General features: G+C 54.8%; 14 protein-coding genes. 8 read left to right on the forward strand and 6 right to left on the reverse strand.

What is annotated here, in order from left to right; translation table 11 throughout:
- Positions 1–56: 56 nt before the first annotated feature.
- Positions 57–497 carry an FMN-binding protein MioC gene (gene mioC / locus PGR09_RS22380; protein ID WP_047044568.1) on the reverse strand — a complete coding sequence of 147 codons (441 nt, stop codon included), beginning with the start codon at positions 495–497 and terminating at the stop codon, positions 57–59.
- Positions 498–595: 98 nt separating this feature from the next.
- Positions 596–1,054: a transcriptional regulator AsnC gene (gene asnC, locus PGR09_RS22385; RefSeq protein WP_015368998.1), complete on the reverse strand. Its 459-nt coding sequence runs from the start codon at positions 1,052–1,054 to the stop codon at positions 596–598.
- 152 nt (positions 1,055–1,206) lie between these two features.
- Here asnC and asnA point away from each other — a divergent pair, with 152 nt between their 5' ends.
- Entirely contained in the window at positions 1,207–2,199 is a 993-nt protein-coding gene (asnA, locus tag PGR09_RS22390) for an aspartate--ammonia ligase (RefSeq protein ID WP_047044566.1), read from the forward strand.
- A gap of 3 nt (positions 2,200–2,202) precedes the next feature.
- On the opposite strand, the gene viaA is transcribed toward asnA, so the two are convergent.
- Positions 2,203–3,651, reverse strand: a complete 1,449-nt coding sequence (viaA, locus tag PGR09_RS22395; RefSeq protein ID WP_430916524.1) for an ATPase RavA stimulator ViaA — start codon at positions 3,649–3,651, stop codon at positions 2,203–2,205.
- On the reverse strand, positions 3,648–5,147 hold the full coding sequence (gene ravA / locus PGR09_RS22400; protein ID WP_430916525.1) for an ATPase RavA: 1,500 nt from the start codon (positions 5,145–5,147) through the stop codon (positions 3,648–3,650). The genes viaA and ravA overlap by 4 nt, the downstream gene beginning before the upstream one ends.
- Positions 5,148–5,364: 217 nt before the next feature.
- Here ravA and kup point away from each other — a divergent pair, with 217 nt between their 5' ends.
- The 7 genes from kup (at position 5,365) to rbsR (ending at position 13,272) form a co-directional block, all read left to right on the forward strand.
- On the forward strand, positions 5,365–7,233 hold the full coding sequence (gene kup / locus PGR09_RS22405) for a low affinity potassium transporter Kup (protein ID WP_045396012.1): 1,869 nt from the start codon (positions 5,365–5,367) through the stop codon (positions 7,231–7,233).
- 186 nt (positions 7,234–7,419) lie between these two features.
- Entirely contained in the window at positions 7,420–7,839 is a 420-nt protein-coding gene (rbsD, locus tag PGR09_RS22410) for a D-ribose pyranase (RefSeq protein WP_045396015.1), read from the forward strand.
- 10 nt (positions 7,840–7,849) lie between these two features.
- Positions 7,850–9,355, forward strand: coding sequence for a ribose ABC transporter ATP-binding protein RbsA (gene rbsA / locus PGR09_RS22415; protein WP_015368992.1), 1,506 nt, complete (start codon positions 7,850–7,852; stop codon positions 9,353–9,355).
- Positions 9,356–9,360: 5 nt separating this feature from the next.
- Complete coding sequence (gene rbsC, locus PGR09_RS22420; protein ID WP_015368991.1) at positions 9,361–10,326, forward strand: ribose ABC transporter permease; 966 nt, start codon at positions 9,361–9,363, stop codon at positions 10,324–10,326.
- 27 nt (positions 10,327–10,353) lie between these two features.
- Positions 10,354–11,244 carry a ribose ABC transporter substrate-binding protein RbsB gene (gene rbsB, locus PGR09_RS22425; protein WP_430916526.1) on the forward strand — a complete coding sequence of 297 codons (891 nt, stop codon included), beginning with the start codon at positions 10,354–10,356 and terminating at the stop codon, positions 11,242–11,244.
- A gap of 99 nt (positions 11,245–11,343) precedes the next feature.
- Positions 11,344–12,276 (forward strand): ribokinase, encoded by a 933-nt coding sequence (rbsK, locus tag PGR09_RS22430; protein WP_315712000.1) that lies wholly within the window; start codon positions 11,344–11,346, stop codon positions 12,274–12,276.
- 3 nt (positions 12,277–12,279) lie between these two features.
- Complete coding sequence (rbsR, locus tag PGR09_RS22435) at positions 12,280–13,272, forward strand: ribose operon transcriptional repressor RbsR (protein ID WP_072251486.1); 993 nt, start codon at positions 12,280–12,282, stop codon at positions 13,270–13,272.
- Here the strand turns inward: rbsR and mdtD are convergent.
- Positions 13,269–14,666, reverse strand: coding sequence for a multidrug transporter subunit MdtD (gene mdtD / locus PGR09_RS22440; protein WP_045396023.1), 1,398 nt, complete (start codon positions 14,664–14,666; stop codon positions 13,269–13,271). The genes rbsR and mdtD overlap by 4 nt on opposite strands.
- A gap of 13 nt (positions 14,667–14,679) precedes the next feature.
- Positions 14,680–15,381 carry a FadR/GntR family transcriptional regulator gene (locus tag PGR09_RS22445; RefSeq protein WP_045396024.1) on the reverse strand — a complete coding sequence of 234 codons (702 nt, stop codon included), beginning with the start codon at positions 15,379–15,381 and terminating at the stop codon, positions 14,680–14,682.
- Positions 15,382–15,757 lie beyond the last annotated feature (376 nt).

Below are 15,757 nucleotides of genomic sequence, written 5' to 3' on the forward strand. Positions count from 1 at the left end.
GATCCAAGCTTTTGAGCAGGGTTATCCACAGAAGAAGCTGCGGATCTTTACAAAACTCAGAGTAAATTTTTCCAGGATCCCACCCAAACCTCGGCTGGATCTTCAGGAATCTCGTGTTCGAGGACATTAATTTTCAGCGTTTCGCCGATCTGTTTTGCCCCGTTGGCCTTTAATGCCGCTTCCAGTTTGTCGATTGCGCCGCAAAAAGTGTCATATTCGCGGCTACCGATACCCACCGCGCCAAAGCGAACGGCAGAAAGATCGGCCTGCTTCTCCAGCAACGCTTCATAGAAAGGGACCAGGTTGTCCGGAATATCGCCGGCGCCATGGGTAGAAGAGATAACTAACCAGATCCCTTCAGCCTGCAGATCGTCAACCAGCGGACCGTGCTGGATATCAGTGCTGTAGCCCGCTTCTTCCAGCTTTTCCGCCAGATGTTCTGCTACATATTCCGCACTGCCCAGGGTGCTGCCGCTGATAAGTGTAATGTCTGCCATGATCGCCGATCGCTCGCTCAACTATTCTGAGTGGCGTATTGTACGCTGTGAGCGAGCTGGGATCTACCTGTGGAAAAATGTGGGATTAAAAAAAACGATCAGGGCTTGATGGTGCGCATGATCGGGTTCTGCAGCACGATCAGGGTTTCAGTGGACTGAATTTCATCGATTGTTTGGATCTTGTTGATAAGTACCTGCTGCAGGGCATCGATAGATTTACACATTACCTTAATAAAGATGCTGTAGTGGCCGGTGGTGTAGTAAGCCTCGGTCACCTCTTCCAGGCTCTCCAGCCGGGCGAGAGCGGAAGGATAGTCTTTGGCGCTCTTAAGAATAATGCCGATGAAACAGCCGACGTCATAACCGAGCTGTTTCGGGCTGACGTCGATTCTTGCCCCCGTAATAATGCCCGCCTGTTTCATTTTCTCTACGCGTACGTGAATCGTACCTGGGCTAACGCCGAACTGTTTGGCCAGTTCGGCGTAGGCGGTGCGCGCATTCGCCATTAAGGCATCAAGAATGCCGCGGTCCAGATTGTCGATCTGATAATTTTCCATTGTTTTTTCTTATGATGTTTGATGATTCTTACTATTTTAGCTTGTTAATTTAATGAATCAAAACTCAAGACGTCTTTTTATTGATTGATTATTGAATTCAGTGCCATTTCTGTTGCTTAATCAATATCAACAGGACGCAGGAGTGATAAAAAATGAAAACCGCATACATCGCAAAACAACGCCAGATTAGTTTCGTTAAATCCCATTTTTCCCGTCAGCTGGAAGAGAAGCTTGGCCTGATTGAAGTGCAGGCGCCGATCTTAAGCCGCGTAGGAGATGGGACGCAGGACAACTTGTCCGGCTGCGAGAAAGCGGTTCAGGTAAAAGTGAAAACACTGCCAGACGCCCAATTCGAAGTGGTTCATTCACTGGCGAAGTGGAAGCGTCAAACCCTGGGACAACACGACTTCAGCGCGGGCGAAGGGCTATACACGCACATGAAGGCCCTTCGCCCCGATGAAGACCGCCTCACCCCAATTCATTCCGTTTATGTTGACCAGTGGGACTGGGAACGCGTCATGGGCGACGGCGAACGCCATACCGGCACGCTGAAAGCGACGGTTGAGGCGATTTACGCTGGGATCAAAGCCACCGAGCTGGCGGTAAGTCAGGAATTTGGTCTGACGCCATTCCTGCCGGAACAGATCCACTTTATTCACAGTCAGGAACTGTTGAGCCGTTATCCGGATCTGGATGCTAAAGGCCGCGAGCGGGCGATCGCTAAAGAGCTTGGCGCCGTCTTCTTAATCGGTATCGGCGGTAAATTGTCTGACGGTAAGCGCCACGATGTTCGCGCGCCGGATTATGATGACTGGAGCTCGCCATCGGCGGAAGGTTTTGCCGGCCTGAACGGCGATATCCTGGTGTGGAACCCGGTGCTGGAAGACGCTTTTGAGCTTTCCTCTATGGGGATCCGCGTTGACGCCGAGGCGCTGAAGCGCCAGTTGGCGGTGACCGGCGATGAAGACCGTCTGCAGCTTGAATGGCACCAGGCGCTGCTGCGCGGCGAGATGCCGCAGACCATTGGCGGCGGTATTGGCCAGTCGCGTTTAACCATGCTGTTGCTGCAGCTTGACCATATCGGCCAGGTACAGTGCGGCGTATGGCCCGCGCAGGTGCGGGAAAGCGTCGCCGCTCTGCTGTAAAGATTAACGCCGCCAGCGACGCAGCAGGCGGCTACGCAATCCGGTATCAAAGCGCCAGATATGATCGAAGATGCGCATGATGCCGGGTTTGCCGTGTACCGACATCGCCACCGCGTGAAAACGATGCTGATGTTTGTGCTGCAGCTCCCCCACCTTGTTGACCACCTCATCCGGCAACCGCTGGGCGATAAAATCGGAAATCACCACCGCATCGGCATCGACCCACTGCGGGCTTTGCAAACGTTCAACGATCGCGCGAAAACAGCTGGCCAGATCGGTGCCGCCGCGAAAGCGCTGGCTTAAAAAACGGATCGCCTGCTCCAGCCCCTGCGGGCCGGTTAGCTCGTAGTGCACCACTTCGCTGGAGAACAGCATGATGTAGCAGCGGCGGTTATCCGCCAGCGCGACGCGCATCAGCGCCAGACAAAAGGCTTTGGCGCATTGTTCGTTAAAACCGCCCATCGAACCTGAGGTATCTACGCAGACAATAAATGGCCCGCGCGGCTGCTCATCAAAATCCTGCCGGGTTACCGGGCGTTCGGTGATTTTCTCCCGCCAGGAGTCGCCGTGCAGGCGATAAGTTAATAGCTGTTTTTCCACCAGCTTACGGTAGAACTCGAACTCCAGTTCGGTGATGCCGAGCGTTGCCAGCTCTGGCGGCAACAGACGTAGAATATCGTCGTTTTGCTGCAGGCCATCGACCTGCTCTGGTACCGTTGCCGGTTCACGAACCATCGCGCGGAAGGCCTCCATCGGCGCATCCTTCTTCGGCACCAGTTTGGCTTCCCGCGATCTGCCCAACTGCTCAGCCAGCTGCATCAGTTCCGGCTGTTGGCTGAGAAAATCGCCATAGCGCACGATCAGCTGGTAATCGCCGCGTTTAAGCTCGCCGGCGCTCATATCCCACAGGCGGCCGGCGGCGTTGTCGTTTTCCACCAGCACCGGCTCTAGCTGCCCGCTGAGCGTCATTCGTTCCTGCACCTCGCTGAGCAGCTGATCGCGCTCATCGTCTAATAAGTGCTGGTTGAGGGTGGTGGTCTGTACCACCAGACTTAAGCGCCAGCGTTGTAAGAACAGAGTATGTAGCGCTGGGGTGAAGGTTGCGTTATCGTCCACCAGCTGCTGCGCCTGGGCGGCAAAGGGCGACTGGAGCTTATGCAGCTTGCCGAGGATCTGCGGCAGCTGCACGATAAATTGCGAAGTTGAAAGCAGCTGGGCCTGCTGATAGATCTGCACTTCGGCGTCCAGCTCGGGAGGGATCTGCGTCTCTTTGAGCCGGGCGCGAACCGCTTCTCGCCAGCGCGGAATATCGGCGGCGATGATATTTTTCAGCCGCGGAAATTTTTCAAAGAACACCGCCAGTTGAGGCGAGGCCAGCAGCGCCAGCAGCATCTCCTCGATCATCCCTTCTTCGCTGACCGCCAGCATGACATTCAGCATGTCGAGCGTCATGGCTGGCGCGCCTGTTTAATTTGCGCGCCGACGTCCTGCAGGCTGGCTTCGATACGCCCCAGCCAGTCGCCGGGAATAAACAGGCATTTTTGCTGTTCGCTAAAGCGGTTATGTTGCTGGTGCCACTCGTCATCCAGCGCTTCCAGCTGCTGGCGGATCTCGGCAGGCATATTTTCCTGAGATTCGCTGCCGGGCAGCGACAGGCGCGAGCCTTGCAGGCTGACGTCGCGCACCACCAGGTGTTGGCTGGCATCGACATCCATCGTTAATGGCTGGGCAAAACCGATACCGTTGAGCTTGCCGCGGATCTCGCCGCCTTTCTCCAGCCAGTTGATCAGCGCCTGGCGTTCAAAGGCGATATGGATAACTTCGAGATCGTGCAGTTTCAGCGGTTGCTGGAGAAGCAGCGTCAACGTCTCGCCCTCAACACCGTCTGGCAGTTCGTAATGCGGCTTACGGCTGAACATACCGCCAACGCGCGTGACTTTAAGCGCGGTTTTATCGCTGTGCTGCTGCTGGATTTGAATACGGCGTTGGATGATGGCGCCTAGTTTAGTCAGCATCGCCTGCTGACCCCAGGCATGGCTGGTCATCAGTGACTCCAACTGCTGCGACATCAGATTCATGCTTTCGATGTTATGCCACAGGCAATCTTTCAGCAGGATCAGGTCGATAGGCGCGATGGCGTCGCGGCCGCTAAAGAAGGCGCTGGCCTGCAGCAGACGGATGGCTTTTTTCCAGCGGCGATCGGAAACGTAAGGCGCATTAGGCAAGGCATCTAATTGTTGGCGCAGCTGGAAAACCAGCTCGAAGACGTTGTCCGGCAACTTCACGGTACCAATTTCATGCTGCCACTGGGTAAATTCATCGTTGCTGATTTGCAGGTTTTCAGGAACCGGATTGCTGTTTTCATCCTGCTGGCTGACCAGCATCGAGCGGAAGTTAGTTTTATCCTGTACTTTATCCAGCCACAGGCGGATCAGCATGCGGTCATATAAGGCTTCGAGGCTGTTGTCCGCTTCGGGCAGTTCGTTCGACGCCGCGACCAGCAGGCGCATCGGGATTTTCTCTTCATGGGCGCCGTTGCGGAAGTGGCGTTCGTTGATGGCCGTCAGCAGGGTATTAAGGATAGCCGGGCCGGCTTTCCAGATTTCATCCAGGAAGACGATTTCCGCCTCTGGCAGATAGCCTGCCGTTAAACGCTCATAGCGCCCTTCATCTTTGAGCGCCTGAATCGACAGCGGGCCGAAAACTTCTTCCGGCGTGGAGAAGCGGGTCATCAGATATTCAAAAGCGCGCGCCTGCCTGAAAGCGAACTTAAGGCGGCGGGCGATCAGGCTTTTCGCGATGCCGGGCGGCCCCAGCAGGAACACGCTCTCGCCGCTAAGCGCGGCCAACAGGCACAGGCGTATTGCGTGGCTGCGTTCAAAGAGTCCTTTTTCCAGGGCGGCGCTAAGTCGGGAAATTCTTTCTGCCAGTAAATGTGATTGAGCCATAATAGAGTTGCGTGCTTTGTCGTGTGTCGTTATTGCGTCGAGTATAGATGTTTGATTAGGGGTGGTAATAGCCTGAAGAATCGATTTATTTTCTTTGAGCTAAGTTAATATGGTGTCAGTTAGGGGTACGATTCAGCAAATAATCGTGCATACTGTGCGCTTTTTGTGGGCCAAGGGACTAGGCACACATTTGTTTTATAAACGAAAAGACTAGTCTATGAGCACTGATAATAAACAATCGCTGCCGGCAATAACGCTGGCGGCAATCGGCGTGGTTTACGGCGATATCGGTACCAGTCCACTGTATACTCTTCGCGAATGTCTGTCAGGCCAGTTTGGCTTTGGCGTTGAACGCGATGCAGTTTTTGGCTTTCTGTCGCTGATTTTCTGGCTGTTGATCTTCACCGTATCAATAAAATACATCACCTTCGTGATGCGGGCGGATAACGCCGGCGAGGGCGGGATCTTAACGCTGATGTCGCTGGCGGGGCGCAACACCTCGGCAAAGATGACCTCCGTATTGGTGATCCTCGGCCTGATTGGCGGTAGCTTCTTCTATGGTGAAGTAGTGATAACCCCGGCAATATCGGTAATGTCGGCGATAGAGGGGTTGGAAATTATCGCCCCACAGCTGGATACCTGGATTGTCCCCATCTCCATTATTGTGCTGACCCTGCTTTTTGCTATTCAAAAACACGGAACCGGGATGGTCGGCAAGCTGTTCGCGCCAATTATGCTTATCTGGTTCCTGTTGCTGGCGGTGCTTGGCGCGCGCAGTATCCTCGATAACCCGGAAGTTCTGCAGGCGCTGAACCCTTACTGGGCAGTGAACTTCTTCCTGCAGTACAAAACGGTCTCCTTTATTGCGCTCGGCGCGGTGGTGCTGTCGATTACCGGTGTGGAAGCGCTGTATGCCGATATGGGTCACTTCGGCAAACTACCGATTCGCGTAGCGTGGTTCTCGGTAGTACTGCCATCACTGGTGCTCAACTATTTTGGCCAGGGCGCGCTGCTGTTGAAGCACCCGGAAGCCATTAAAAACCCGTTCTTCCTGTTGGCGCCGGAATGGGCGCTGATCCCGATGCTGATTATCGCGACCCTGGCGACGGTTATCGCCTCGCAGGCGGTGATTTCCGGGGTCTTCTCGCTGACTCGTCAGGCCGTGCGTCTGGGCTATCTGTCGCCAATGCGCATTATCCATACTTCGGAAATGGAGTCCGGGCAGATTTACATCCCGTTCATTAACTGGCTGCTGTACGTTTCTGTGGTCATCGTCATTGTCAGCTTCGAGCACTCTTCTAATCTGGCGGCGGCGTACGGTATTGCGGTAACGGGCACCATGGTGTTGACCTCCATTCTGTCGGCGACCGTGGCGCGCAAAAACTGGCACTGGAATAAGCTGTTTGTCGGCCTGATGCTGGTAGCCTTCCTGTGTATCGATATTCCGCTGTTCTCGGCGAACCTCGATAAAATCGTCTCCGGCGGTTGGTTGCCGTTATCACTGGGTCTGGTGATGTTTACGGTGATGACCACATGGAAGAGCGAGCGTTTCCGCCTGTTGCGCCGGATGCATGAGCATGGCAACTCGCTGGAAGCGATGATCTCCTCGCTGGAGAAATCACCGCCGGTTCGCGTGCCGGGTACCGCGGTCTATATGTCTCGCGCCCTGAACGTGATCCCTTTTGCGCTGCTGCATAACCTGAAACACAACAAGGTGCTGCATGAACGCGTGATCCTGCTGACCCTGCGCACCGAAGATGCTCCGTATGTGCATAACGTTCGCCGCGTGCAGATTGAGCAACTGTCGCCGTCGTTCTGGCGCGTTGTAGCAAGCTATGGCTGGCGTGAAACGCCGAACGTCGAAGAGGTGTTCCATCGCTGCGGCCTGGAAGGGCTGAGCTGCCGAATGATGGAAACGTCGTTCTTTATGTCCCACGAGTCGCTGATTATCGGCAAACGGCCATGGTATCTGCGCCTGCGCGGCAAACTGTATCTGCTGCTGCAGCGTAACGCTCTGCGCGCGCCGGATCAGTTTGAAATCCCGCCGAACCGGGTTATTGAGCTCGGTACGCAGGTAGAAATCTGATGTCAAAAAGCCCTTCAATAACGAAGGGCTTTTTTGTCTCTCACATCTCGATGCAATTTCCTGCCCACGCCTTGCGAAACGTTTCGATGGCGATCACATTTATCTCTTTTGATGATGGTTTTTTGCTCCTGCATTTACAATACTAATGTTAGCGAAACGTTTCGCTAGTGGAGCAAAAGAGAAAAAATGAAAAAAGGCACCGTACTTAACGCTGATATTTCTTCCGTTATCTCCCGCCTCGGCCATACCGATATGCTGGTTGTTTGCGACGCCGGGTTGCCGGTTCCCCGCAGCAGCGCGCGAATCGATATGGCGCTTACTCAGGGCGTACCTTCATTTATGCAGGTTCTGGAGGTCGTAACGACGGAAATGCAGGTTGAGGCGGCGGTCATCGCGGAAGAGATTAAAACCCATAATCCGCAACTCCACGCGACGTTGCTCAATCATCTTGAGCAGCTGCAGCAGCACCAGGGAAATACGATTGAAATTCGTTACACCAGTCATGAGCAGTTCAAAAAACAAACCGCAGATAGTCAGGCGGTAATTCGCAGCGGGGAGTGTTCCCCGTATGCGAATATTATTCTCTGTGCCGGCGTCACTTTCTGAGGTCGCCGCCATGGAAGCTTTATTACAGCTGAAAGGGATCGATAAAGCGTTCCCTGGCGTCAAAGCGCTCTCCGGCGCGGCGCTGAATGTCTATGCTGGCCGGGTAATGGCGCTGGTAGGGGAAAATGGCGCCGGTAAATCGACAATGATGAAGGTACTCACCGGTATCTATACCCGTGATGCCGGTTCTTTGCTGTGGTTAGGTAAAGAAACGACCTTTAACGGCCCAAAATCCTCACAGGAAGCCGGTATCGGCATCATTCACCAGGAACTCAACCTGATCCCGCAATTAACGATTGCCGAGAACATCTTCCTTGGCCGCGAGTTCGTTAACCGCTTTGGCAAAATCGACTGGAAAAAGATGTATGCCGAAGCGGACAAGCTGCTGGCGAAGCTGAATTTACGTTTTAACAGCCAGAAGCTGGTGGGCGATCTGTCGATTGGCGATCAGCAAATGGTGGAAATCGCCAAAGTGCTGAGCTTCGAATCGAAGGTCATCATTATGGATGAGCCCACCGATGCCCTGACCGATACCGAGACCGAATCGCTGTTCCGCGTCATCCGCGAATTGAAATCGCAGGGGCGCGGCATTGTCTATATTTCCCACCGCATGAAAGAGATCTTCGAAATCTGCGATGACGTCACCGTATTTCGCGACGGGCAATTTATTGCCGAGCGTGAAGTGGCTTCGCTGGATGAAGACCGACTGATCGAGATGATGGTTGGCCGTAAGCTGGAAGATCAATATCCGCATCTCGATAAGGCACCCGGCGCGGTACGTCTGAAGGTCGATAATCTCTGCGGATCCGGGGTGGAAAACGTGACGTTTACCCTGCGTCAGGGCGAAATCCTCGGCGTTGCCGGGCTGATGGGCGCCGGGCGCACTGAACTGATGAAGGTGCTGTACGGCGCGCTGCCGCGCAGCAGCGGTTCCGTGACGCTGGACGGCCATGAAGTCGTCACCCGTTCGCCGCAGGATGGCCTGGCGAACGGCATTGTTTATATCTCCGAAGACCGTAAGCGTGATGGCCTGGTGCTCGGGATGTCGGTCAAAGAAAACATGTCATTAACCGCGCTGCGCTACTTCAGCAGGGCGGGCGGTAGCCTTAAGCATAAAGATGAACAGCAGGCGGTCAGCGATTTCATTCGGCTTTTTAATGTGAAGACGCCTTCAATGGAGCAGGCAATTGGCCTGCTTTCTGGGGGGAACCAGCAAAAAGTCGCTATCGCTCGCGGGCTGATGACCCGGCCGAAAGTGCTGATCCTCGACGAACCAACCCGTGGCGTCGACGTCGGGGCGAAGAAAGAGATCTACCAGCTGATTAACCAGTTTAAAGCCGATGGCCTGAGCATCATCCTTGTCTCTTCTGAGATGCCGGAAGTGCTGGGCATGAGCGATCGCATCATTGTGATGCATGAAGGGCATCTCGGCGGTGAATTCACACGCGAGCAGGCCACCCAGGAAGTATTGATGGCTGCCGCTGTGGGCAAGCTTAACCGTGTGAATCAGGAGTAAAAAAGATGACTACCCAGGCTGTTACTGGTCGCCGATATTTCACTAAAGCGTGGCTGATGGAGCAAAAATCGCTGATCGCCCTGCTGGTGCTGATCGCGATCGTTTCGACCATGAGCCCTAACTTTTTTACCGTTAATAACCTGTTCAACATTCTGCAGCAGACTTCCGTTAACGCCATCATGGCGGTCGGGATGACGCTGGTCATTCTGACATCGGGGATCGACCTGTCCGTCGGTTCTCTGCTGGCATTGACCGGCGCCGTCGCGGCGTCTATCGTCGGTATCGAAGTGAATGCGCTGGTGGCCGTTGCCGCCGCGCTGGCGCTCGGTGCGGCTATTGGCGCGGTGACCGGGGTAATTGTCGCGAAAGGTCGCGTGCAGGCGTTTATCGCCACCCTGGTGATGATGCTGCTGCTGCGCGGCGTGACGATGGTTTATACCAACGGTAGCCCGATCAACACCGGCTTTAGCGATAACGCCGATCTGTTTGGCTGGTTCGGTATCGGACGCCCGCTGGGGATCCCGACGCCGGTATGGATTATGGCGATTGTCTTCCTGGCGGCCTGGTACATGCTGCACCATACTCGCCTGGGCCGTTATATTTATGCCCTGGGCGGTAACGAAGCGGCGACGCGGCTTTCCGGCATCAGCGTGAATAGAGTGAAAATCATCGTCTATGCGCTGTGCGGAATGTTGGCTTCACTGGCCGGGATCATCGAAGTGGCGCGTCTTTCCTCTGCGCAGCCGACGGCGGGGACGGGCTATGAATTAGACGCGATCGCAGCGGTCGTACTTGGCGGCACCAGCCTGGCAGGTGGTAAAGGTCGTATCGTCGGCACGCTGATTGGCGCGTTGATTCTTGGCTTCCTGAACAATGGTCTGAACCTTTTAGGCGTTTCTTCCTATTACCAGATGATCGTCAAAGCGGTGGTGATTTTGCTGGCGGTACTGGTAGATAACAAAAAGCAGTAACTGAGAACTCTACAGGACATCTTAACTATGAATATGAAAAAACTGGCGACCCTGGTCTCTGCTGTTGCTCTAAGCGCGACCGTTAGCGCAAACGCGATGGCGAAAGATACCATCGCACTGGTTATCTCTACCCTGAATAACCCCTTCTTCGTTTCTCTGAAAGACGGCGCGCAGAAAGAAGCCGATAAGCTGGGCTACAACCTGGTGGTGCTGGATTCCCAGAATAACCCGGCGAAAGAGCTGGCGAACGTACAGGACTTAACGGTTCGCGGCGCCAAACTGCTGCTGATTAACCCAACCGACTCCGATGCTGTCGGCAATGCGGTGAAGATGGCGAACCTGGCTAAAATCCCGGTTATTACCCTGGACCGCCAGGCTTCAAAAGGCGATGTGGTGAGTCATATTGCTTCCGATAACGTGCTGGGCGGTAAAATGGCCGGCGACTATATCGCGAAGAAAGTCGGGGAAAATGCGAAAGTCATTGAGCTGCAAGGCATTGCCGGTACCTCTGCGGCGCGCGAGCGCGGCGAAGGTTTCAAACAGGCCGTGGCGGCGCATAAGTTCAACGTACTGGCCAGCCAACCCGCTGACTTCGACCGTACCAAAGGTCTGAACGTGATGCAGAACCTGCTGACGGCGCATCCGGACGTGCAGGCGGTGTTTGCGCAGAACGACGAAATGGCGCTGGGCGCGCTGCGTGCGCTGCAGACTGCTGGAAAATCTGATGTGATGGTGGTTGGATTTGACGGCACTCCGGATGGCGAAAAAGCAGTAAATAGTGGCAAACTGGCAGCGACCATCGCCCAGTTGCCGGAGCAGATCGGCGTTAAAGGCGTCGAAACCGCTGATAAAGTGCTGAAGGGCGAAAAAGTGGATGCCAGCTATCCGGTTGAGCTGAAACTGGTCATTAAGCAGTAAAATGCGATTCGGGCCGCCAACGGTCCGAGGGACAACATAAAAAAGAAAAGCAGGGCATGCGCCACCGGAGTCCGGTGGCGCGCTTTCCCGGGAACAAAGATGATGAAAACCGCAGGTAAACTTGTCGTCCTTGGCAGCATCAATGCCGATCACATTCTTAACCTTGAATCCTTCCCTACTCCAGGTGAAACCGTTACCGGAAACCACTATCAAGTGGCTTTCGGCGGTAAAGGCGCCAATCAGGCTGTCGCTGCCGGGCGTAGCGGCGCGGATATTGCCTTCATTGCTTGTACTGGCGATGACGATATCGGCGAACGCGTTCGCCGCCAGCTGGCGAGCGATAACATCGACGTGGCGCCGGTGCGTGCCGTTGCTGGCGAATCAACCGGCGTGGCGTTGATCTTCGTTAACGCGGAAGGCGAGAATGTCATCGGTATTCATGCCGGCGCAAATGCTGCGCTTTCTGTTTCTCAGGTTGAGGCGGAAAAAGAACGAATTGCCAGCGCGCAGGCATTGTTAATGCAGCTGGAGTCGCCGCTGGAGAGCGTGATGGCCGCTGCGAAAATCGCTCATCAGCATCAGACTACCGTGGTGCTTAACCCTGCCCCGGCGCGCGAACTTTCAGATGAACTATTGGCGCTGGTGGATGTCATTACGCCGAATGAAACCGAAGCGGAAAAGCTGACCGGTATTCGCGTTGAAAGCGACGACGATGCCGCGAAAGCCGCCGGTGCGCTTCATGCGAAAGGGATTGGTACGGTGATGATTACTCTCGGCAGCCGCGGCGTGTGGTTAAGCTGCGAGGGCGAAAGCCGCCGGGTCCCCGGATTTAAAGTTCAGGCCATCGATACGATCGCCGCTGGCGACACTTTTAATGGCGCATTTGTCACCGCGCTGCTGGAAGGCCGTGAAGTGGCAGACGCCATCCGTTTTGCCCATGCCGCCGCCGCGATTGCTGTCACCCGTAAGGGAGCGCAACCGTCTGTGCCGTGGCGCAAAGAGATCGACGAATTCTTGCGTCAACAGGGGTAATGCTTGGCTACCATGAAGGATGTGGCCCGCGTCGCGGGCGTTTCCACCTCGACCGTTTCTCACGTCATTAATAAAGACCGCTTTGTCAGCGAGGCGATTACCGCCAAAGTTGATGCGGCGATCAAAAGTCTTAACTACGCACCTTCGGCGCTGGCGCGTAGCCTCAAGTTAAATCAGACGCGAACCATCGGCATGTTGATCACCGCCAGTACTAACCCGTTTTATTCGGAGCTGGTGCGCGGCGTGGAACGCAGCTGTTTCGAGCGCGGCTACAGCCTGGTTTTATGTAATACCGAAGGCGATGAGCAGCGGATGAATCGCAATCTGGAAACGCTGATGCAAAAACGCGTCGATGGTCTGCTGCTGCTGTGCACCGAAACGCATCAACCTTCCCAGGAGATCATGCAGCGTTATCCGTCGGTGCCGACGGTGATGATGGACTGGGCGCCGTTCGACGGCGACAGCGATCTCATTCAGGATAATTCGTTGCTCGGTGGCGATATGGCGACCCAGTATCTGATCGATCGCGGTCATACCCGTATTGCCTGCATTGCCGGGCCGCTGGATAAGACGCCGTCGCGACTGCGCCTGGAAGGCTACCATGCGGCGATGGCGCGCGCCGGGCTGGATGTCGCCGAAGGTTATGTCATTACCAGCGATTTTGAATTTGGCGGCGGTTTTACCGCGATGCAGCAACTGCTGGCGTTAACGCCACGGCCGCAGGCGGTATTTGTCGGTAATGATGCGATGGCGGTCGGCGCGTATCAGGCGCTGTATCAGGCCGGGTTGCGTATTCCGCAGGATATGGCGCTGGTGGGGTATGACGATATTGAACTGGCGCGCTATATGACCCCGCCGCTCACCACTATTCATCAACCCAAAGATGAACTGGGAGAGCTGGCTATCGATGTGCTGATTCACCGCATGGCGGATCCCGGGCAAAAACAGCAGCGCGTGCAGCTTACCCCCGAACTGGTGGTTCGCGGTTCAGCTTAGTGCTTGTGCCGCTCCGTTATCAGGTTGCGGCCATCTTTAGCTCTGAGCAGCATAAACATCAGCGCTGATACCACGGTGATCGCACCCATCGTGATAAAGGTATAGTGGAATTGTTCGATGGTGCTGGCGTTATCAAATCCTTCATAAAAACGCAGGACTGCCGCGCTGATGGCCACGCCAAGGCTAATGGACAGCTGCTGGGTTACCGCGAGTAGGCTGTTGCCGCTACTGGCATTGTCATCGGTTAAATCAGCAAGCGTAATGGTGTTCATCGAGGTGAACTGCGTGGACATCGCCATCCCCAGCACAAATAGCGGCAGTAGTAGCAGCCACAGCGGCATTCCTGGCGACTGCAACGCAAACTGCGCGATCATCAAACCAATAAAGATAGTGACCCCCACCAACGTTTTGCGATAACCAAACCAGCGTAGTATCTGTGTGACGGTCGACTTGGCGATAATCGAGCCAATGGCCGTCGGCGCAATCATGCAGCCGGCGATAATGGCCGGGTAGCCGAAACCGACCTGTAGCATCAGAGGCATCAGGAACGGTACGCAGCCGGTTCCTAACCGTGTGGCCAGGTTGCCGGCGATCCCGACAGAGAAGGTATGGGTCTTAAATAAGGAGAGTGAAATCAGCGGCGTGGGATGGCGACGAGCATGGCGAATATAGGCCAGCATGAGCACGACGCTCAGGGCGATGACGGACAGCGCCATCCAGCTGGCAACGATTTTCTCGCCAAAGAGTTCAATACCGCTGGAGAACAGCACCAGACTTAACCCAAAAAGAACAAAGCCGCTGGTATCGAAACGACGGCGGGGCGTGGTGAAGTCCGGCATATATTTGCGGGCGTAGAGAATGCCGATGATACCAATCGGGATGTTAATCAAGAAAATCCAGTGCCAGCTGGCCCAGGTGACTAACACGCCGCCGAGTACAGGACCGAGAATGGGGCCGACCAGGCCAGGCATGGTAACGAAGTTGAGTACCGGCAGCAGTTCGCTACGCGGATAGGCGCGTAACAGCGCCAGACGCGCAACCGGCATCATCATTGCGCCGCCGATCCCCTGGATGACGCGGAAGACAACCAGTTCGGGTAGCGAAGTGGAAAGCGCGCAGGCAAGGGAACCTAAGGTAAACAGGCTGACGGCAATGATAAAGACTTTGCGGGTGCCGAAGCGGTCGGCCAACCAACCGCTCACCGGGATCAGCATCGCTACCGTCAGGGTGTAGCTGATAATGGCGGATTGCATCGCCAGCGGGGAGTGACCAAGGCTATGCGCAATAGCGGGAAGCGCGGTATTAAGAATAGTGGCGTCCAGCGCCTGCATAAAGAAAGCCATGGCCGCAATCCACGGCAGTCCGGCCATACTCCGCCCTTTCTTCCCGGTCATGCCTTTTCCTTCTTTATTTACCTGTGTGGTTTGGGGTATTCAACAATGTCTGGCAGGCAAGCTGCGCGCGCGGACCATCGCTTTCCTGAATGGCGTCAACAATAGCCTGGTGCAGGTCCAGTTTAACGACTTCATTTTGCGTAATCGAGGTGAAATAGGTCTGATAGACCGAATGGAATAACGACGCGAAAGAGGTGAGAAACGGGTTGCCGCTCATCGCATAAATATGTTCATGCCAGGCCATATCGACTTCAATCCAGCGTTCGCGGATAAAATGTCTTTTCAGCTCGATCATTTCTTCCATTAACGTATTGAGCTGCGCTTTCTGCTCGGAGGTACCGGCAATCGCCGCCAGAAAACAGGCCTGAGGCTCCAGGCTGCTACGCATCACCAGGAAATGGCTAACCACTTCTTCGAAATTATCTTCCGTCAGCCACCAGGCGAGTAGTTCTTTATCCAGAAAGTTCCAGCTGCTGCGCGCCAGAACGCGAGTACCGATACGCGGACGCGGAAGCAGCATGCCTTTAGCCGCCAGCGTTTTTACCGCTTCTCGTACTGCCGTCCGGCTGACGCCAAACTGTTCGCCCAGCTCCATTTCACCGGGAAGGATGCTCTCTGGCGGATATTCGCCAGTGAGGATTTTTTGGGCGATCTTCTCCGCGATGACCCAGGAGATGTTTTTTTGTGCCGCCAGCTGCTGTGCGCTTATAGACATGAATGCCGTTCCTTTCTCTTTTCTACTTCATCAGTATGCCACCTGACGGCTTATTTCGGTGGTTAAAACAGCAAAAGGGCCATTTTTTACGATTTCAACATCCGCTTTGGCGAAAAAAGAGACGGTTGAAAAGTTTTTTGAAAACAGGGCTTGTCAACGTCTCAGAACTCCCTATAATGCGCCTCCACTGACACGGAACAACGGCAAGCAAGCCGCCGGGTCAGCAGGGTTTCAGCAGTAAAATACGACGCTGAAAACCGACAGAGAAAAGTGAAAATAAACGCTTGACTCTGAATGAGGAAAACGTAATATACGGGACCTCGCAACGGTGAGCTGAAAGCCGCGTTGCAACTGCTCTTTAACAATTTATCAGACA

The sequence above is a fragment of the Klebsiella sp. 141251 genome, assembly GCF_050600725.1.
In the GTDB taxonomy this organism is placed as follows: Bacteria; Pseudomonadota; Gammaproteobacteria; order Enterobacterales; family Enterobacteriaceae; genus Klebsiella; species Klebsiella aerogenes.